This is a genomic window from Stenotrophomonas sp., assembly GCF_032066555.1.
Taxonomy (GTDB): Bacteria; Pseudomonadota; Gammaproteobacteria; order Xanthomonadales; family Xanthomonadaceae; genus Stenotrophomonas.
The window spans coordinates 41,110-59,117 of record NZ_DAMBKV010000020.1; the positions used below are offsets into that span (position 1 = coordinate 41,110).

Here is an 18,008-nt window from a genome sequence, read left to right on the forward strand (position 1 = left end):
GCTGATGCAAAACAAACTGCCACGTTGGCCGCAATTGCAAGCATCTTGGCGGCTGTAGCCTTGCCAGCTTCGCGGCTTACGCCGCTCCCACAAGCTCGGCGGCCTACAATCGGGTTTTGCTCTGGAATGATCCGATGCACCGCAGAATTGCGCTGGGACTATTGGCATCGGCCCTGACCGCATCCGCCTTCGCTGCGGAGCCACGCGATTTCGATATCCAGCACTATGCAACCAGCCTGGATCTGGATATCGCAGTCGGTCAGGTGCAGGGTGAAACCCTGGTGCGCTTCGACGCCACCGCCCCACTGCATCAGCTGGTCCTGGACAGTGGTGGGCTGGTCGTCGATTTGGTCACACAGAATGACAAGCCGCTCAGCTTCCAGCAGACCGATGGAACGCTGACCATCAGCCTTGCAGCGACGTTGACCGCGGGCCAGCAAGGCAGCGTACGTATACATTTCCGCGGAGAACCGCGCTTTGGTCTGGAGTTCGCCGCCGAGCGCAACGAGGTCTACACGATATTCTCCACCAGCCAATGGATGCCGTCGGTGGACGCGCCGGATGAGCGCGCTACGTTGCAGTTGGCGCTGCGCCTTCCTCGCAACCTGCATGCGACGGCGGTTGGCGATGAGCTGCCATCGCGCCTGCTCGGTGATGGTCGCATTGAACGCCGTTGGCAGCTGCGCAAGCCAGTGCCCGCGTTTGTCTATGGCTTTGTTGCCGGCCCCTACCAGCACGCACAGCAGGGGCGCCTGCAGTTCTATTCGAAGGACCGTTCCGAGGCCGAACTGCAGCAGCTGTTCGCCGCCACTGACGACATGCTCGACTTCTTCGCTGCACGCGCAGGCCTGGCCTATGAAGGCGACTATCGGCAGGCGCTGGTCGCCAACACAATCGGCCAGGAAATGGCCGGTCTGTCGGTGATGTCGGAGGCCTATGGCAAAAGCGTGCTGGATGATCCCACCCAGACCGGCTTGATGGCCCACGAAGCCGCGCATCAATGGTGGGGCGTACGCGTGACCTGTGCGAGCTGGGAGCATTTCTGGCTCAACGAAGGTTTCGCCAACTTCATGACGGCTGCGTGGTTACAGCAGGCGCAGGGCGAAGCCACCTATCAGGCGATGGTGCAGGGCTGGGAGCAACGGGTGTTGGCGCTGCGTGAGAAGGGCGCTGATCGGCCGTTGGTGTATCCGGATTGGAACAAACCCAGCGCCGATGATCGTGCGGTGGTCTACAGGAAGGGTGCGTATGTGCTGCACCGTTTGCGCATGGAATTGGGCGAGGAGCTGTTCTGGCGCGGACTGCGCGAATACACGCAGGCCAATGATGGGCGCTCGGTGGTGACGGCGGATTTCCAGCAGGCGATGGAGCGTGCTGCCGGGCGCTCACTGCAGGGGTTCTTCGATGCCTGGGTTTATGGGGTGGGTGGTGAGTTGGGGTGATGGGCCTGCTGCCAAGAGCTACCCCTCCCCAGCCCTCCCCTTCGCTGCGCGAAAGGGAGGGCAAAAGCGGCTACCTGCGATCTGCCCGACCTGCACAAACGGCCCCCTCCCTTTGCCGAAGGCAAGGGGAGGGCTGGGGAGGGGTAGTTTTTGCTTTTGCTTGGCCGTTGAGCAGCCAAAACCTCAATGCGCAGGCGCAAACCCACCCGCAAACGACGCCAGTACAGAGCCCGCCTGCTCCTGCGTCGGCGCAGCACTGGCCAAGGCCTGCTGATAGATCTTGAACGCCGCTGCGTTGTAGGCCACCAGCACGATCCGCGAAGGCCGCGTGTGGCTCTTCTGCCAGGTCATGGTCTCGGTGGCGGCAATGACCGCCGCCTGGTGCAGCGGGTAGCCGTACACACCGCAACTGATTGCCGGGAACGCGATCGATTCCAGCCCCATCTGCTCGGCCAGTCGCAGCGATTGCCAATAGCAGTTGGCCAATAACGCCGCTTCATCATGGCGGCCATCGCGCCACACCGGGCCGACGGTATGGAATACGTGCCGGGCAGGCAGGTTGTACCCGGCCGTTGCACGCACCTCCCCCGTGGGGCAGCGCACGCCTGCACGCAGCTCGGGTAGCTGCTCGCATTCGCGCAGCAGGCCGGGGCCTGCGGCCCGATGGATTGCACCGTCCACGCCGCCGCCGCCAAGCAGGGTTTCATTGGCTGCGTTGACGATGACGTCAACCGCCAGTTCGGTAATGTCGCCCTGCCAGACTTCAATGTTCATGGCCGTGATCTTCCATTGCGATGTATGAGAAAAATGTGATGGCTACCGCCGCGCCGGACACAGCTGCAGTCTGCGCTCTTGCCGTCTCATCCGGCGCGATTCGCGGACACAGAAAAGCACGAAGGCCGCATAGGCGGCCTTCGCGTTGCTGACGGGTTAAGTAACCGCGGTTACGGCAGGCCGGCCAGCCAGTCGTCGTCCGATCCCTCGTTGATATCGGCAAACAACGGCGTGGAGAAGTAGCGCTCGCCGGTATCCGGCAGCATCGCCAGGATCACCGCGCCGGCCTCGGCCTTGGCGGCCACATCCAGCGCGCTGGCGACGGTGGCGCCGGCGGAGATGCCGACGAAGATACCTTCCTCGGCGGCCAGCCGGCGCGAGGTTTCAATCGCGCGTTCGTCCTGGACCGACAGCAGCTGGTCGTAGACCTCGCGGTTAAGTACTTCCGGCACGAAGTCCGGGGTCCAGCCCTGGATCTTGTGCGGGCTGAATTCCTTGCCCGCCAGCAGGGCGGCACCGGCCGGTTCGGTGGCGATGATGCGGGTGTCCGGGCGGGCCAGCTTGAGCACCTCGCCGACGCCGGTGAGGGTGCCGCCGGTGCCCCAGCCGCTGACGAAGTAGTCCAGCCGCTTGCCGGCGAAGTCGCGCAGGATTTCGGCGGCGGTGGTCTGGCGGTGATAGGCGGGGTTGGCCGGGTTGGCAAACTGGCTGGCCAGGAACCAGCCGTGCTGCTGCGCCAGCTCCTTGGCCTTGCGCACCATGCCGGAGCCGCGTTCGGCGGCCGGGGTCAGGATCACCTTGGCACCATAGGCGCGCATCAGTTTGCGGCGTTCGATGGAGAAGGTTTCCACCATCGTGGCGACGAACTTGTAGCCACGTGCAGCAGCCACCATCGCCAGCGCCACGCCGGTATTGCCGGAAGTGGCCTCGACAATGGTGTCGCCGGGCTTGAGCAGGCCCTTCTTTTCGGCGTCGAGGATGATGGCAAGCGCCAGGCGGTCCTTGACCGAACCACCAGGGTTGAACGACTCGACCTTGACGTAGATGTCCACGCCGGCCGGGGCCAGGCGGTTGAGCTTGACCACCGGGGTATTGCCGATGGTGTCCAGGATGCTGTTGTACAGGGCCATTGAAATCTCCGGGGAGGTGGTCAGGCGGCGTCGGCCAGTGTGGGCTGCGCCGTCTTTGCGGAAAGTGAGGAAACAGTAGGCGTTGCGTGCAGTGGCGCAGCGCCGAACCAGTGCAGTTCGTCGGCCAGCGCGGCTACGTCACCCAGGATCAGCAACGCCGGTGATTGCACCTGGTGCTGGGTGGCTGCATCGGGGAGCTGGCGCAGCTGCCCGCTGACCACGCGCTGGTTGGCGCGCGAGCCGTTTTCGATCAGGGCGAATGGGGTGCTGGCCGCCAGCCCGGCGCCGAGCAGGTGGCTGCGGATCTGTGCCAGTGCGGCGACCCCCATATAGAACACCAGGGTCTGCCGCGGCTGTGCCAGCGCGGGCCAGTCCAGCGTATCCAGCGAATCCTTGCAGTGGGCCGTCACCAGCCGCAGTTGCTGGGCATGGTCACGGTGGGTCAGCGGAATACCGGCATAGGCGGCGCAGGCCAGCGCTGCGGTGATTCCTGGAACGACCTCAAAGGCGATGCCATGGGCGCGCAGGAACTGCAGCTCCTCCCCGCCGCGGCCGAACACGAAGGCATCGCCGCCCTTGAGCCGTACCACGCGCTTGCCGGCGCGGGCATGTTCCAGCATCAACGCATGGATATGTTCCTGCGCGGTGCTGTGACCCTGCGCGGATTTTCCGACCTCGATGAAGTCGGCATCGCGGCGGGCCAGCTGCAATACCTCGGCGCTGACCAGGCGATCATGCAGGATCACATCGGCCTGGTTGAGTGCGCGCAGGGCGTTCAGGGTAAGCAGGCCGGGGTCGCCGGAACCGGCTCCCACCAGTACCACCGAGCCGGCATGGACCGGGGCTTCGGCGCCCATGTCCAGCAGCAGCTGGGTTTCGGCAGCGATGGATTGGCGTGCGCGCAGCAGGCCAAGCAACGGGCCTTCGATCAGCCGGTCGAAGAAACGGCGGCGCGCGGCCAGCTCGGGGAAGCGCTCGCGTATCAGCCCCCGCTTGCGGCTGACCAGCTGTGCCAACTGGCCCCAGGCCTGGTCAAACAGTTCCTCGATCTGGCGCCGCACATGGCGCGCCACCATCGGCGCGCCACCGCCACTGGAGATGGCGATCTGCAGCGGCCCGCGTTCGACCACGGCCGGTACATGGAAGCCGGACAGGGCCGCGTCATCGACCACGTTGACGAACAACCGGCGTGCCTCGGCAGCTTCGGCGACGGCGCGGTTGATGTGGATGTCGTTGGTGGCAGCGATCACCAGCCAGATGGCCTGATCAAGCCATGCAGGATCGAAGTCGCCGTTCAACCACTGGATGCGCCCGGCATCGGCCAACTGCTGCAGTACCGGGCTCAAGGCCGGGGCACCGAGCCGGGGCAGGGCGCCCGCACGCAGCAGTGCCTCGGTTTTACGCTCGGCCACCGCACCCCCGCCAACGACCAGTACGGCCCGACCCTTGAGGTCGGCAAACAGGGGGAACAAGGGGCTGTCCAAGGCGGTGACGGAGGTAGTCGGAGTAGGGACCGTGACCGTAGCGCCGGCCCTGCAGGGCCGGAAATGAAAAGCGGCCCACCTCAGATAACTTTAGGTTATAAGTATCGCGAGCGTTTTGGCCTACATTCTTCACAGTTCCTTACTGAAGATCTCTTTCCAACACTGCGATGACACTTACCCAACTGCGTTACCTCGTTGCTATTGCCGATGCCGAGCTGAACATCACGCTCGCCGCGACACGGGTGCATGCCACCCAGCCGGGGTTGTCGAAACAGCTCAAACAGCTTGAAGACGAGTTGGGTTTTCTGTTGTTCGTCAGAAAGGGAAGAAGTCTTGAATCGGTAACGCCTGCAGGCGAAGAAGTCATCAACCGTGCGCGCAGTGTGTTGGCCGAAGCCAACAACATTCGTACCTACGCTGCCAACCAGCGTCGCGAAAGCCATGGCCAGCTGATCCTGACCACCACCCACACGCAGGCACGCTTCGTACTGCCGCCGGCGGTGGCGCGCATCAAGCTGGCGTATCCGCAAGTGAGCGTGCACCTGCAACAGGCTGCGGAAAGTGATGCGCTGGATCTGCTCAGCCAGGGTGATGCGGATATCGCCATCATCAGTACTGCAGGTGGTGAACCGAGCACCGGTATCGCCGTGCCGTTGTACCGCTGGCGCCGCTTGGTACTGGTGCCCAAGGGGCATCCGCTGGACCGTGCCGGGGCAGCGCCCGACATGACCGCGTTGGCCAGTCATCCGCTGATCAGCTATGAATCCTCCACGCGAACCAGTTCTTCGTTGCGGCGTGCGTTTGCCGCGCTGGACCTGGAACCGGACCTGACCTTGACCGCACTCGACGCGGACCTGATCAAGACCTATGTGCGCACCGGGCTGGGCGTGGGCCTGCTGGCGGAAATGGCGGTAAGCGCCAACGACACCGACCTGCGCGCCTGGCCGGCACCGGCGTCGATCCCGGAGTGCATCGCCTGGGCGGTATTGCCACGCGATCGCGTACTGCGTGACTACGCCCTGGAGCTGGTGCACGTGCTTGCACCGCAGATCGACAAACGTGATCTGCGCCGCGTGCTGGATGGCAACCAGCAGGCCGATTGGCCGGTGCCGCCAACCTGGGAATCGTTGACGCAGACGATCACGGTCTAGATTGGATGGGTGGGATGACCGCGTTGGTGATCCTGCCCGGCCTTGATGGCACGGCGACACTGCATGCGCGGTTTGTTGCCTGCCTGGGTGACGTGTTAGGGTCGGTGACCGTGCTGCACTACCCGCCGCACAAGGCGTTGGACTATGCGGCGCTGGAACTGCTGGCCAGGGCTGCGTTGCCTGGCAATGTTCCTTTCGTGCTGCTGGGCGAATCCTTTTCCGGTCCGATCCCGTTGTCGATCGCAGCTGACCCACCGGCCAATCTTGTTGGCCTGGTGCTGTCCACAACCTTCGCACGCACGCCGCTGCCGTTGTTCTCGCCGTTGGCACCGCTGACGCGTTTTGCGCCGGTTCGTGCGTTGCCGCCGGCCTTGCTGTCCTGGTGGTTGCTGGGCCGTTGGGCAACACCGGCATTGAATGTTGCGCTCGAACGGGCCTTGCTTGAAGTGCATCCAGCTGTGTTGCGGCAACGTGCGGCGCTGGCAATGCAGGCGGATGTATCGACATTGCTGGAACGCGTCACCCTGCCTGTGCTGTATCTGCGGGCAACAGGTGATCGCTTGATCATGCCTGGCGCCGCTGAACTCATTCTGTCGGCGATCAAGCATGCGACGGTCAGGGATATTGGGGGGCCCCATCTCCTTCTGCAGGCATGTCCTTCGGCGGCGGCGCGGGCTGTGCGCGATTTCGTTGAAGGCCTGCAGTCGGCCAGACTCCGCTGAGGCTTTACCCGTGGGGCGTGACCAGTCTTGCAGGAGCGGCGTAAGCCGTGAAGCTGGTGGTCAGTCGGGCTTGAGGTGATTCGGTGATTTCATTGAAGTCAGCTTCGCGGCTTACGCCGCTCCTACAAAAGCTGCGTGGGTGATGCATTGCCGGGAAAACCCCTGCCGAGCATGGCTCGGCACTACGGTCTACGTCTGTGAATGCGATGTGCGGCAAACGGTCGCACCTTGCGCGGCAACTCCGGCATTTGCCGGGTCGATAAAATGCGTGGGTCATGCGCTCGGTTCGTTTCCAATCCTTTGTGCTCCTGCTGGCATTTGCCGCTGCCTTGTTGATGGCGGTGGCGCCGGTGGTCAGCCGCTGGCTGCAATCGCAGCAGCTGCCGATGGCGGCCATGCATCATGCGGTGCATGACGTCGTGATGCCGATGCCTGTCGACCCGCACGCGGGGCATCACGGCATGGCCCCCATGTCGCATGAGGCGCCCGCACGAGCGGCAGCAGAACCGAAAAAGCCGATACCGGCACCCGTCGATCCACACGCGGCCCACGGCGAAGCCTGCGACTACTGCACCATGGCCTCGCGCCTGCTGCCATGGCTTGCGGTAATCCTGATACTGGCGCCGTTGCTGTATCGGCTTGTGCCCCAATCTCCCCGCAGGACGCTCCGCGCCGCCAGCCTGCGCTGGCCTGCACATCCGCCGCGCGGTCCGCCGGCACTCTCCAGATAACGCCAACTTTCCTGTTTGCCGCGCGCTGCCGATGGGTAGTACGTGGCTGTGTCGTATTGGAGAATCAAATGAAATTCCTTTCCCGCACGCCGGGTACTCCCGCGTGCCTGTCCGTCTGTGTCTGCATGGTGCTGTTTGCTGATCTCGCAGGCGCCGCCGAGCATGATCCGACCCGAACCCTCGATACCTTGGTGGTCACCGCCGCCGCTCCTTCATCGCCGCTGCAATGGGTGACCGACCCGCGGCTGCCGCGGCAACCGGTGCCGGCCAGTGATGGCGCCGACTACCTCAAGACCGTGCCGGGCTTTTCCGCCATCCGCAACGGCGGCACCAATGGCGATCCGGTGCTGCGCGGCCTGGGCGGCTCGCGCCTGAACATCCTCAGCAACGATGGCACGCTGATCGGCGCCTGCCCGTCGCGGATGGACAATCCGCTGTCGTATATCGCGCCGGAGACCTTTGATCGCCTGACTGTGATCAAGGGCCCGCAAAGCGTGCGCTGGGGCGCGGGTGCCTCGGCCGGCACGGTGCGTTTCGAGCGCGACACCCCGCGTTTCGATGCGCCGGGCATGCGGCTCAACGCCAGTGCATTGGCCGGCTCCAACAACCGCAACGACCAGGTGCTGGATGCCAGTTTCGGCAGCCATCCCGGCTATGTCCGGGTCAATGGCAACCGCTCGGAAGCCGATGATTACAAGGACGGCAATGGCGACGTGGTGCCCTCGCGCTGGCGCAAATGGAATGCCGATGCCGCCATTGGCTGGACGCCGGATGCCGATACCGTGCTGGAACTCAGTGCCGGTACCGGTGATGCGATCGCCCGTTACGCCGGCCGTGGCATGGACGGTGCCGCGTTCAAGCGCGACAGCTATGGGCTGCGTTTTGAACGCGGCAACCTGCCCGGTGCATGGGACAAGCTGCAGGCCAATCTGTACTACAACAACGCCGATCACCTGATGGACAACTACACGCTGCGCACGCCCAACCCGGCCAGCAGCATGCCGATGCCGATGGCCTCGAACGTGGAGCGTCGTACCACCGGCGGCCGCGTCAGCAGCGAGTGGCGCTGGCAGGACGTGGCCATCGTCGCTGGCGTGGATGCGCAGGACAGCCGCCATCGCAGTCGCAATGGCATGGGCCGCAACACCTGGCAGCAATCGCCGTGGAAGCGCGATGCCGACTTCAGCAACCTGGGCGTGTTCACCGAGCTGACCCTGGGCGAAGGCACCGCACAGCGCTGGATCAGTGGCCTGCGCCTGGACCGCGCGCAGGTGAAGGATCGGCGTGCGACCACCGGCATGATGAACATGCCCAACCCGACCGCCGGGCAGCAGCGGCAGCAGGATCTGGGTAGCGGTTTCCTGCGTTATGAACGCGACCACGGGCAGGCCTGGACCTGGTACGCCGGTATCGGCCATAGCGAGCGCATGCCGGATTACTGGGAGCTGTTCTCGGCCAATGCAGGGCCGGCTGGCAGCATCAACGCGTTCTCCGCGGTGAAGCCGGAACAGACCACGCAGCTGGACCTGGGCCTGCAGTTCCGCAGCCAGCATGTGGATGCCTGGGTATCGGCGTATGCGGGGCGGCTGCAGGACTACATCCTGTTCCGCTATCGCAGTGGCGGCATGATGGGCAGCACCACCCAGGCCGACAATGTGGATGCGCGTATTGCCGGTGCCGAGGCGGGATTGGAATGGCGTTTGGCGCCGGCCTGGAAGCTGGGTGGCACCCTGGCCTATGCCTGGGGTGAGAACCGCAGCGAGGGCCGGCCACTGCCGCAGATTCCGCCGCTGGAAGCCCGCCTAAGTGCCAGCTACGAGCATCAGCGCTGGTCGGCGGGTGCGCTGTTGCGCGCGGCCAGCCACCAGCATCGGGTAGCCGAGGATGAGGGCAATGTGGTTGCACGTGACCTGGGGCCGACCGCAGGCTTCGCTACCTTGTCGCTGAATGCGGCGTATCGCTTCACCGATGCGCTGCGCGCCAGCGTGGGCGTGGACAACGTGTTCGACCGCGCCTATGCCGAGCATCTGAACCTGGCTGGCAGTGCCGATTTCGGTTTCCCGGCCGATCCGGTGCGGATCAACGAGCCGGGGCGTAACGTCTGGTTGAAGCTGGATTACCGCTACTGATGTCGCGGTTGCCGCCGCTGCCTGCGCACGGGTAGCGGCGGCATGGCATGCTGTGGTCCGGTAATGATCAGCAAGGAGCGGTATGAGTCTGCGTGCAGTCGCCTACGTGAGCACGGCGGTGGCCGGGCTGGGTACCGCCGACCTGGATCATCTGCTGGTCGATGCGCGTGCGCACAACCAGCTGGCAGGCGTTACGGGTGTGCTGTTGTTCGATGGACGGCAGTTCTTCCAGTACTTCGAAGGTCCGGAAGAGGGCGTGGCACGCGCCTACGAGCGCATCCGCAATTCGCATATGCATGTTGATCTGCGTGAGCTGTACAGCGCGCCGGTGGATAGCCTGCACTTCAGTCAGTGGCATATGGGCTGCACCCAGACCGTGGGCAGCGTGCTGCAGCAGTTGAGTACCCAGCATTGGCAGCGTGAGGCCGAGTTTCTGCAGGACGAGGTGGCCCAGTCCGATGCATCACCGGCACTGCGCGAGCTGCTGGCATTCTGGGCCCAGCACAACCGGTAGTGCCGAGCCATGCTCGGCAGGGGCTTTACCCGTAGCGTATCCGTCCAAGATCGGCCCGCGCCCCGAATTCCGCGCCGACAGCACCCCTCCCCAACCCTCCCCTTCGCTGCGCGAAAGGGAGGGGGTAGCAGCGTAGTGCCGAGCCATGCTCGGCAGGGGCATTACCCGTAGCGTGTCTGTTCAAAATCGTTCGCGGCCAGGGTTCCGCGCCGACAGCCCCCCTCCCCAACCCTCCTCTTCGCTGCGCGAAAGGGAGGGGGCAGCAGCGTAGTGCCGAGCCATGCTCGGCAGGGGCATTACCCGTAGCGTGTCTGTAGTGCCGAGCCATGCTCGGCAGGGGCTTTCCGAGGCAAGCTCCAGCCGAGCATGGCTCGGCTCTACAGGGTGCACGGAGCGATCAGATCTCCTCGTGCAGGCCGCACTCGCGCTTCAGGCCGAAGAAGCGGGTGTCTTCCTCGCGCATGCCCGGCTCCCAGCGGCGGGTGGTGTGGAAATCACCGATCGATACATAGCCCTGCTCCCACAGCGGGTGGTAGGGCAGTTGGTGTTCCTGCAGGTACTTCCACACGTCGCGGTCGCTCCAATCGGCGATCGGGTTGACCTTGTAGCGCTCGCCACGGCGCTGCAGCACCGGCGTGTTGGCGCGGCTGGCCGACTGGCTGCGGCGCAGGCCGGTGAACCAGGTGCCAACCTGCAACTCGTCCAGGGCGCGCTTCATCGGTTCGACCTTGCGCAGGTTGTTGTACTGCTCGATGCCGACCACACCCTGTTCCCACAGGCGGCCATGGCGCGCTTCCATCCAGGCGCGGCTGACCTGCGGACGGTAGACCTTGAGGTTGAGCTTGAGCCGCTCGGTGAGTTCGTCGGCAAAGCGGTAGGTTTCCGGGAACAGATAGCCGGTATCCACCAGGATCACCGGGATATCCGGGCGCTGGCTGCTCAGCAGGTGCAGGGTGACTGCCGACTGCGCGCCAAAGCTCGATGACAGCACATGCGTGCCGGGTGCGTTCTGCAGCGCCCAATGCACGCGCTGCTGTGCGTCCAGGGCTTCGAGTTCGGCGTTGAGCGGGCCCAGGTCATCCGGCAGGACAACCGGCGTGGTGGTGGGGGATTTGGGCAGGGCGCTCATGCGTGCAGTTCCACGGAGATTTCGCGGTGGGTGGGGTAGGGCGGCAGGGCGACGATGCCGGCGCGGTGCAGGAAATCACCGAAGCCTTCTTCGCCGTTGCGTTCACCGGCATAGCGGGCAAACAGCGGTTCCAGCGCGGCCAGGATCTCCGGCTCGGCGATGTTCTCGCGGTACAGGGTGTTCAGGCGCTGGCCGCGGTGATCGGCGCCCAGCATCAGGTTGTAACGGCCCGGTGCCTTGCCGACCAGGGCGATCTCCCCAAGGTAGGGCCGCGAGCAGCCATTCGGGCAGCCGGAGATGCGCAGCAGGATGGGGGCCTCGCTCAGGCCGTGCTGGGCCAGCAGCGGCTGCAGCTTGGCGCTGAACGCAGGCAGGTAGCGCTCGGCTTCGGCCATCGCCAGGCCGCAGGTTGGCAGCGCCACGCAGGCCATGGCGGCGCGTGCCAGCGCGGTCGGTGCGTGGTTGCCCAGGTCCAGCCCGGCGCTTTCGACGATGGCGTCGATCTGCGCGCGCTGGTCGGCGGCGACGCCGGCGATGATCAGGTTCTGGTTGCCCGTCATGCGGAACTCGCCCTGATGGATGCGGGCGATCTCGCGCAGCGCGGTCAGCTGCAGTGCGCCGGGCAGGTCGGCGATGCGACCGGCCTGCAGGGACAGGGTCAGGTGCCAGCGGCCATCGGCGCCTTCCACCCAGCCGTAGCGGTCGCCGTTGTGGGCGAAGGACTGCGCACGCGGGGCGGCGAAACCGATGCCGGCACGGCGTTCGATCTCGGCCACCACGGTGTCCAGGCCGTGGTCGTCGATGGTGTATTTGAAGCGGGCGCGCTTGCGCAGTTCGCGGTTGCCGAGGTCGCGCTGGGTGGTGACCACGGCGGTGGCCACGTCCAGCAGCGCGTCACGCGGGATGAAGCCGACGTTGTTGGCAATGCGCGGGTAGGTTTCGGCATCGCCGTGGGTGGCGCCCATACCGCCGCCGAGGGTCACGTCATAGCCCAGCAGTTCGCCGGCAGCGTCGAGCACGCCGATGAAGCCCAGGTCGTTGGCGTACACGTCCACGTCGTTGAGCGGCGGCAGTGCGAAGCCGATCTTGAACTTGCGCGGCAGGTAACGCTCGCCGTAGATCGGCTCGTCCTCGGCACCACTGCCGGCCACGCGCTCCTCGTCCAGCCAGATTTCGTAGTAGGCGCGGGTATTGGGCAGCAGGTGCTCGGAGGTGCGCGCGGCATCGGCGTACAGCGTGGCGTGCGCGCTGGACAGCAGCGGGTTGGCGGCAACCAGCACATTGCGGTTGACGTCGCCGCAGGCGGCCAGGGTATCGATCAGCGCGGCGTTGATCGCCTGCATGGTGGCCTTCAGCTCGCGCTTGATCACGCCATGGAACTGGAAGGCCTGGCGGGTGGTGATGCGCAGCGAGTGGTTGCCGTAGCGGGTGGCGATGCTGTCCAGCTTGAGCCATTGCTCGGGGCTGATCACGCCGCCCGGGGTGCGGGTGCGGATCATGAACTGGTAGGCCGGTTCCAGCTTCTGCCGGCGGCGCTCCTCGCGCACGTCGCGGTCGTCCTGCTGGTAGCTGCCGTGGTACTTGATCAGGGTCTGGTCGTCTTCGCGCAGGGCGCCAGTGACCGGGTCGGCCAGGCTTTCCAGCAGGGAGCCACGCAGGCGGTTGCTGTCGGCCTTGATGTTCTCAACGGAGTGGTTGCTCATTGCGTTCGCTATATCGGGAGTCGGAGGTCGTGGGTGCGGCGGCTGCCGCCAAGCCGGTGCTGGATCAGGGCCCAGCGTTCAAGCCTCAGTACACATCCCGTCCATAGCGCCCCTCCGTGTGCAGTCGAGTCAGGTAGTCGCGGGCAGCGTCTTCATCCAGCCCGCCGTGTTCGCGCACTACATCCAGCAGCGCGGCATGCACGTCCTTGCCCATGGCGATGGCGCCGCAGACATACAGGTGTGCGCCGTTCTGCAGCCAGTCGTACAGGTCGCGGCCGCGGGTACGCAGGCGCTGCTGCACGTAGACCTTGTCGGCCTGGTCGCGCGAGAAGGCCAGGTCCAGGCGTTGCAGCTCCTTGCGGCGCAGGGCGTCCTGCCATTCGCTCTGGTACAGGAAATCGGTATTGAAGTGGCGTGCGCCGAAGAACAGCCAGTTGCGGCCGGCGGCGCCGGTCTCGGCACGTTCCTGCACGAAGCCACGGAACGGGGCGACGCCGGTGCCGGGGCCGATCATGATGATGTCGCGGCTGTTGTCGGCCGGCACGCGGAAGCGCTCGTTGGCTTCCACGTAAACCGGCAGCTGCGCGCCTTCTTCCAGGGCCGCGAGGAAGCCGCTGGCCGCGCCCAGGTGGGTGCTGCCGTGTGCGTGATAGCGCAGCTCGTCGACGGTAATGTGGACTTCCTCGCCCACCCGCTTGCGGCTGGAGGCGATGGAGTACAGGCGCTGGGCGGCCGGGCGCAGGGTGCTGAGCAAAGCCTCGGGGCTCCATTCGGCCGGCCAGCGGCGCAGCACGTCGACCAGCTGGTGGTCTTCGAAGACTGCCGCCAGTTCGCTCTTCTGTGCCGGGTCCAGCAGGCGGGCCAGCTCCGGGTGCGCGCTGCGCTCGGCCACGGCGGCCAGCAGCGGGCGCGAGATGCGGGTCAGCTCGCGGTGCTCGGCCAGCCATTGGCTCAGCGGGCGGCCATGACCGTCATGGTCGACCGACTGGCTGCCGTCCAGGCCGGTGACATCCAGTACCGCCTCGACCAGCTCGGCGGGATTGCGGTGCACGATGCCCAGCGCATCGCCGGGTTCGTAATGCAGGTTGCTGCCTTCCAGCGACAACTCGAGATGGTGCACATGCTTGGCGGCAGTGCCGTACTGCGCGTAGGCCGGGCCCTTGAAGTCGCGGCCGCTGATCACCTGCCGCGACAGCAGCTCGGCATTGAACGGGTGCTGGGCGCTGTAGACGGTGCCATGCCGCAGCGGGGTGACATTGCTGGTGGCCGGGGTGGCGGTCTCGCTGATGTTGGCGCGGGCATCGCGCAGGGCCTGCGCGCGCCACGGATCGACCACGCTGTCGATGTCCAGGTCGGCCTCGCCCACGGCCTGCAGGCGGGTGGCGCCCAACTCGGCCAGGCGGCTGTCCAGCTTGCGCGCAATGCCGCAGAACTCCACATAGCTGGAGTCGCCCAGGCCGAGCACGGCGTACTTCAGCTCCGGCAGCTTGGGGGCGCGCTTGCCGGCGATGAACTCGACCAGGCCAATGGCATCGTCCGGCGGGTCGCCTTCGCCCTGGGTGCTGATGACGATGTAGAGCAGGCGCTCGTTGGCCAGCTCGCGGGTGGCATAGGCGTCGGCGCGCAGCAGCCGCACCGGCAGGCCGGCGGCCTCGGCCTCGGCGGCCAGCTGTTCGGCGGCGCGGCGGGCGTTGCCGGTCTGGCTGCCATAGATCACGGTCAGCCGGTTCTGTGCCGGCTGGTTGCCGGCCTGGCCGCCGGGGATGACGGCAAGGGAAGGGGGAGGGGTTCCCTGCGCCAACCCGGCGGCGAAACCGGAAAGCCACCACAGGCTGTTTCCGTCCAGGCCGTCCACCAGACGTGTCAGCAGGACCCTGCGGTCTTCAGGCAAGGGGCTGGGGGGCACGGTGGCGGCGGCAGTCATTTCCGGTCCGGTCTGGTTTGGGGATGACTGATCCTAGGTACGGCGCAGTGCCAGCGGAAAGGACAAGCGGTTATCGCTTCATGCCTTGGGTTTATTTCGTCCTGTGCCAGCGCAGGCCCACACTTGCCATCCAATCCCGACCCTTACCGGGTACTGTGTGGCCCATATCGGGCCTGGCCTCTGCGACTGTGCTGATGACTGACACCACTTTGTCCCACCTCGATCGGCTGGAAGCCGAGAGCATCCATATCCTGCGTGAAGTCGCCGCGGCCTTTGACAACCCGGTGCTGCTGTACTCGGTGGGCAAGGACAGCTCGGTGCTGCTGCACCTGCTGATGAAGGCCTTTGCCCCGGGCGTGCCGCCAATCCCGCTGCTGCACGTGGATACCCGCTGGAAGTTCCGCGAGATGATCGCCTTCCGTGACCGCCGCGTGGCCGAAACCGGCACCGAACTGCGGGTACACATCAATCCCGATGGCATTGCCCGCGATATCGGCCCGGTCAGCCATGGCGCCAGCGTGCATACCGACGTGATGAAGACCCAGGGCCTGAAGCAGGCGCTGGACAAGTGGAAGTTCGATGCGGCCATTGGTGGCGCGCGCCGTGACGAGGAAAAGTCGCGGGCCAAGGAGCGCGTGTTCTCGTTCCGCAATGACCGCCACCGCTGGGACCCCAAGAACCAGCGGCCCGAGTTGTGGAACCTGTACAACGCGCGCATTCATCAAGGCGAGAGCGTGCGCGTGTTCCCGCTGTCCAACTGGACCGAGCTGGATATCTGGCTCTACATCTACCGCGAGAAGATCCCGGTGGTGCCCTTGTACCTGGCCGCCGAGCGACCGGTGGTGGAGCGCGACGGCAGCCTGATCATGGTTGATGACGAGCGCCTGCCGCTACGGCCGGGCGAGCAGCCACAGCTGCGCAAGGTGCGTTTCCGCACGCTGGGCTGCTATCCGCTGACCGGCGCGATCGAATCCGAGGCTGACACGCTGGAGAAGATCATCGCCGAGATGCTGGTATCCACCAGCTCCGAGCGGCAGGGGCGGCTGATCGACCATGACCAGTCCGCATCGATGGAGAAGAAGAAGCTGGAGGGGTATTTCTGATGAGCGCCGTGACTGCCACCTCCGATATCGCCACCTATCTGAAGACCCACGAAGACAAGCCGCTGCTGCGCTTCATCACCTGCGGCAGCGTGGACGACGGCAAGAGCACCCTGATCGGGCGCCTGCTGTACGAAAGCAAGCGCCTGTTCGATGACCAGCTGTCCGCGCTGGAGGCTGACAGCCGCCGCCATGGCACCCAGGGCGAGCGCATCGACTATGCGCTGCTGCTGGACGGCTTGGCCGCCGAGCGCGAGCAGGGCATCACCATCGACGTGGCCTACCGCTATTTCGATACCGACCGCCGCAAGTACATCGTCGCCGACTGCCCTGGCCATGAGCAGTACACCCGCAACATGGCCACCGGTGCCTCCACTGCCGACGTGGCGGTGGTGCTGGTGGACGCGCGCAAGGGCCTGCTGACCCAGACCCACCGGCACAGCTACATCATCTCCCTGCTGGGTATCGGCCAGGTGGTGCTGGCGGTCAACAAGATGGATCTGGTGGACTACGGCCAGGCGGTGTTCGAGCGCATCGTGGCCGAGTACCGGGCGCTGGCCACACAGCTGGGCATTGCCAACGTGCAGGCCATTCCGTTGTCCGCGCTGGAAGGGCAGAACCTGTCCACGCGCTCGGCGGCCACGCCCTGGTACAGCGGCCCCAGCCTGATCGAGCACCTGGACACGGTCGAGCTGCGCGAGCACGACGCTGCCAGCGGCCTGCGCCTGCCGGTGCAGTGGGTCAATCGGCCCAACCAGGATTTCCGCGGCTTTGCCGGCACCATTGCCGCCGGCCGGGTGCGCGTGGGCGACGAGGTGGTGGTGCTGCCGTCGGCGCGCCGTTCCACGGTCAAGCAGGTGCTGGGCCCGGATGGCCCGCTGGCGGTCGCCTCGACCGGGCAGGCGGTGACCCTGACCCTGACGGACGAAATCGACGTCAGTCGCGGCGACGTGATTGCCGCTGCCGGTGATCCGCCGGAAGTGGCTGACCAGTTCGCTGCCCATGTGCTGTGGATGGACGACGCGGCGTTGTTGCCGGGCCGTCCGTACTGGCTGCAGATCGGCAGCCGCACGGTGGCTGCCAATATCAGCGAGATCAAGCACCGGGTGGATGTGAATACCCAGGAACGGCTGGCTGCCAAGCGCCTGGAGTTGAACGAGGTTGGCTACTGCAACCTGTCGCTGGACGAGCCGGTGGCCTTCGCCCCGTATGCGCAGAACCGCGCATTGGGCGGCTTCATCCTGATTGACCGGCAGACCAATGCCACCGTCGCCGCCGGTACCCTGGACTTCGCCCTGCGCCGTGCCGGCAACGTGCATTGGCAGCACCTGGACGTGGACAAGGCCGCGCGGGCGCGGATCAAGGGCCAGCAGCCGCGGGTGCTCTGGTTCACCGGCCTGTCCGGTGCCGGCAAATCCACCGTCGCCAACCAGGTGGAGAAGCGCCTGCATGCGCAGGGTGTGCATACCTTCCTGCTGGACGGCGACAACGTCCGCCATGGCCTGAACCGCGACCTCGGCTTCACCGACGAGGACCGGGTGGAGAACATCCGCCGCGTTGCCGAAGTGGCGCGGCTGATGGCCGATGCCGGGCTGGTGGTGCTGGTCAGCTTCATCTCGCCGTTCCGCGCCGAGCGGCAGATGGCGCGCGAACGCTTCGAGGATGGCGAGTTCATCGAGGTATTCGTCGACGTGCCGTTGGAAGTAGCCGAGGCCCGCGATGTGAAGGGCCTGTACCGCAAGGCACGTGCCGGGCAGATCCCCAACTTCACCGGCATCGACTCCCCGTATGAGGCCCCGGAGAACCCCGAACTGCATCTGCATGCGGACACCGACAGTGTGCCGGCGATGGTGGAGCAGGTGTTGCAGGCACTGCGCTGATAGGAGGCACTGCAGTCTTTACCCCTCGCTTGCGCCGAAGGCAGAGGGGTGGGCGAAGAAGTGCCCCGGATAGGGTCGCAATTGCAGCTTTCGCCCCCTCCCTTGCGCCGAAGGCGGAGGGGAGGGCTGAGAAGTGCCCCGGACATGGCCGCCCTTGCAGCTTTCGCCCCCTCCCTTGCGCCGAAGGCGGAGGGG

The 18,008-nt window shown here is 65.7% G+C and carries 13 protein-coding genes and 1 pseudogene; 8 read left to right on the forward strand and 6 right to left on the reverse strand.

Annotated elements, in window-relative coordinates:
* Positions 1 to 134: 134 nt before the first annotated feature.
* Complete coding sequence (locus RT131_RS17035; protein WP_313173956.1) at positions 135 to 1,442, forward strand: M1 family metallopeptidase; 1,308 nt, start codon at positions 135 to 137, stop codon at positions 1,440 to 1,442.
* 183 nt (positions 1,443 to 1,625) lie between these two features.
* On the opposite strand, the gene RT131_RS17040 is transcribed toward RT131_RS17035, so the two are convergent.
* The 3 genes from RT131_RS17040 to cysG form a co-directional block, all read right to left on the reverse strand.
* Positions 1,626 to 2,216: an O-acetyl-ADP-ribose deacetylase gene (locus tag RT131_RS17040; protein WP_313173957.1), complete on the reverse strand. Its 591-nt coding sequence runs from the start codon at positions 2,214 to 2,216 to the stop codon at positions 1,626 to 1,628.
* Positions 2,217 to 2,386: 170 nt separating this feature from the next.
* The gene (cysK, locus tag RT131_RS17045) at positions 2,387 to 3,346 is read right to left on the reverse strand and encodes a cysteine synthase A (protein WP_313173958.1); all 960 of its coding nucleotides are present in this window, start codon (positions 3,344 to 3,346) and stop codon (positions 2,387 to 2,389) included.
* A 20-nt stretch (positions 3,347 to 3,366) separates the two neighbouring features.
* A complete protein-coding gene (gene cysG, locus RT131_RS17050; protein WP_313173959.1) occupies positions 3,367 to 4,818 on the reverse strand; it encodes a siroheme synthase CysG in 1,452 nt (483 codons plus the stop codon).
* A gap of 179 nt (positions 4,819 to 4,997) precedes the next feature.
* Here cysG and RT131_RS17055 point away from each other — a divergent pair, with 179 nt between their 5' ends.
* The 5 genes from RT131_RS17055 to RT131_RS17075 all read left to right on the forward strand — a co-directional run bounded on the left by RT131_RS17055 (position 4,998) and on the right by RT131_RS17075 (position 10,077).
* A complete protein-coding gene (locus RT131_RS17055; protein ID WP_313173960.1) occupies positions 4,998 to 5,981 on the forward strand; it encodes a LysR family transcriptional regulator in 984 nt (327 codons plus the stop codon).
* Positions 5,982 to 5,986: 5 nt separating this feature from the next.
* The gene (locus RT131_RS17060; protein WP_313173961.1) at positions 5,987 to 6,703 is read left to right on the forward strand and encodes an alpha/beta hydrolase; all 717 of its coding nucleotides are present in this window, start codon (positions 5,987 to 5,989) and stop codon (positions 6,701 to 6,703) included.
* A gap of 275 nt (positions 6,704 to 6,978) precedes the next feature.
* Entirely contained in the window at positions 6,979 to 7,434 is a 456-nt protein-coding gene (locus tag RT131_RS17065; RefSeq protein ID WP_313173962.1) for a hypothetical protein, read from the forward strand.
* Positions 7,435 to 7,502: 68 nt separating this feature from the next.
* Complete coding sequence (locus RT131_RS17070; protein ID WP_313173963.1) at positions 7,503 to 9,563, forward strand: TonB-dependent copper receptor; 2,061 nt, start codon at positions 7,503 to 7,505, stop codon at positions 9,561 to 9,563.
* An 82-nt stretch (positions 9,564 to 9,645) separates the two neighbouring features.
* Complete coding sequence (locus RT131_RS17075) at positions 9,646 to 10,077, forward strand: BLUF domain-containing protein (protein WP_313173964.1); 432 nt, start codon at positions 9,646 to 9,648, stop codon at positions 10,075 to 10,077.
* Between the two features lie 397 nt (positions 10,078 to 10,474).
* Here the strand turns inward: RT131_RS17075 and RT131_RS17080 are convergent, their stop codons facing one another.
* The 3 genes from RT131_RS17080 to RT131_RS17090 all read right to left on the reverse strand — a co-directional run bounded on the left by RT131_RS17080 (position 10,475) and on the right by RT131_RS17090 (position 14,833).
* A complete protein-coding gene (locus tag RT131_RS17080; RefSeq protein ID WP_313173965.1) occupies positions 10,475 to 11,206 on the reverse strand; it encodes a phosphoadenylyl-sulfate reductase in 732 nt (243 codons plus the stop codon).
* Positions 11,203 to 12,909 (reverse strand): assimilatory sulfite reductase (NADPH) hemoprotein subunit, encoded by a 1,707-nt coding sequence (cysI, locus tag RT131_RS17085; protein WP_313173966.1) that lies wholly within the window; start codon positions 12,907 to 12,909, stop codon positions 11,203 to 11,205. Before cysI ends, RT131_RS17080 begins: the two co-directional genes overlap by 4 nt.
* An 85-nt stretch (positions 12,910 to 12,994) precedes the next feature.
* Positions 12,995 to 14,833, reverse strand: coding sequence for an assimilatory sulfite reductase (NADPH) flavoprotein subunit (locus RT131_RS17090; protein ID WP_313173967.1), 1,839 nt, complete (start codon positions 14,831 to 14,833; stop codon positions 12,995 to 12,997).
* Between the two features lie 194 nt (positions 14,834 to 15,027).
* Here RT131_RS17090 and cysD point away from each other — a divergent pair, with 194 nt between their 5' ends.
* On the forward strand, positions 15,028 to 15,936 hold the full coding sequence (cysD, locus tag RT131_RS17095; RefSeq protein ID WP_312914246.1) for a sulfate adenylyltransferase subunit CysD: 909 nt from the start codon (positions 15,028 to 15,030) through the stop codon (positions 15,934 to 15,936).
* Between the two features lie 17 nt (positions 15,937 to 15,953).
* Positions 15,954 to 17,813 (forward strand): annotated as a pseudogene (cysN, locus tag RT131_RS17100) (sulfate adenylyltransferase subunit CysN); the annotation flags it as partial.
* Positions 17,814 to 18,008 lie beyond the last annotated feature (195 nt).

Bases quoted from the DNA above. Each gene is read 5' to 3' on its own strand.
- RT131_RS17035 (WP_313173956.1), top strand. From the start codon at position 135: ATGCACCGCAGAATTGCGCTGGGACTATTGGCATCGGCCCTGACCGCA.
- RT131_RS17040 (WP_313173957.1), bottom strand. From the start codon at position 2,216: ATGAACATTGAAGTCTGGCAGGGCGACATTACCGAACTGGCGGTTGAC.
- cysK (WP_313173958.1), bottom strand. From the start codon at position 3,346: ATGGCCCTGTACAACAGCATCCTGGACACCATCGGCAATACCCCGGTG.
- RT131_RS17055 (WP_313173960.1), top strand. From the start codon at position 4,998: ATGACACTTACCCAACTGCGTTACCTCGTTGCTATTGCCGATGCCGAG.
- RT131_RS17060 (WP_313173961.1), top strand. From the start codon at position 5,987: ATGGGTGGGATGACCGCGTTGGTGATCCTGCCCGGCCTTGATGGCACG.
- RT131_RS17065 (WP_313173962.1), top strand. From the start codon at position 6,979: ATGCGCTCGGTTCGTTTCCAATCCTTTGTGCTCCTGCTGGCATTTGCC.
- RT131_RS17070 (WP_313173963.1), top strand. From the start codon at position 7,503: ATGAAATTCCTTTCCCGCACGCCGGGTACTCCCGCGTGCCTGTCCGTC.
- RT131_RS17075 (WP_313173964.1), top strand. From the start codon at position 9,646: ATGAGTCTGCGTGCAGTCGCCTACGTGAGCACGGCGGTGGCCGGGCTG.
- RT131_RS17080 (WP_313173965.1), bottom strand. From the start codon at position 11,206: ATGAGCGCCCTGCCCAAATCCCCCACCACCACGCCGGTTGTCCTGCCG.
- cysI (WP_313173966.1), bottom strand. From the start codon at position 12,909: ATGAGCAACCACTCCGTTGAGAACATCAAGGCCGACAGCAACCGCCTG.
- RT131_RS17090 (WP_313173967.1), bottom strand. From the start codon at position 14,833: ATGACTGCCGCCGCCACCGTGCCCCCCAGCCCCTTGCCTGAAGACCGC.
- cysD (WP_312914246.1), top strand. From the start codon at position 15,028: ATGACTGACACCACTTTGTCCCACCTCGATCGGCTGGAAGCCGAGAGC.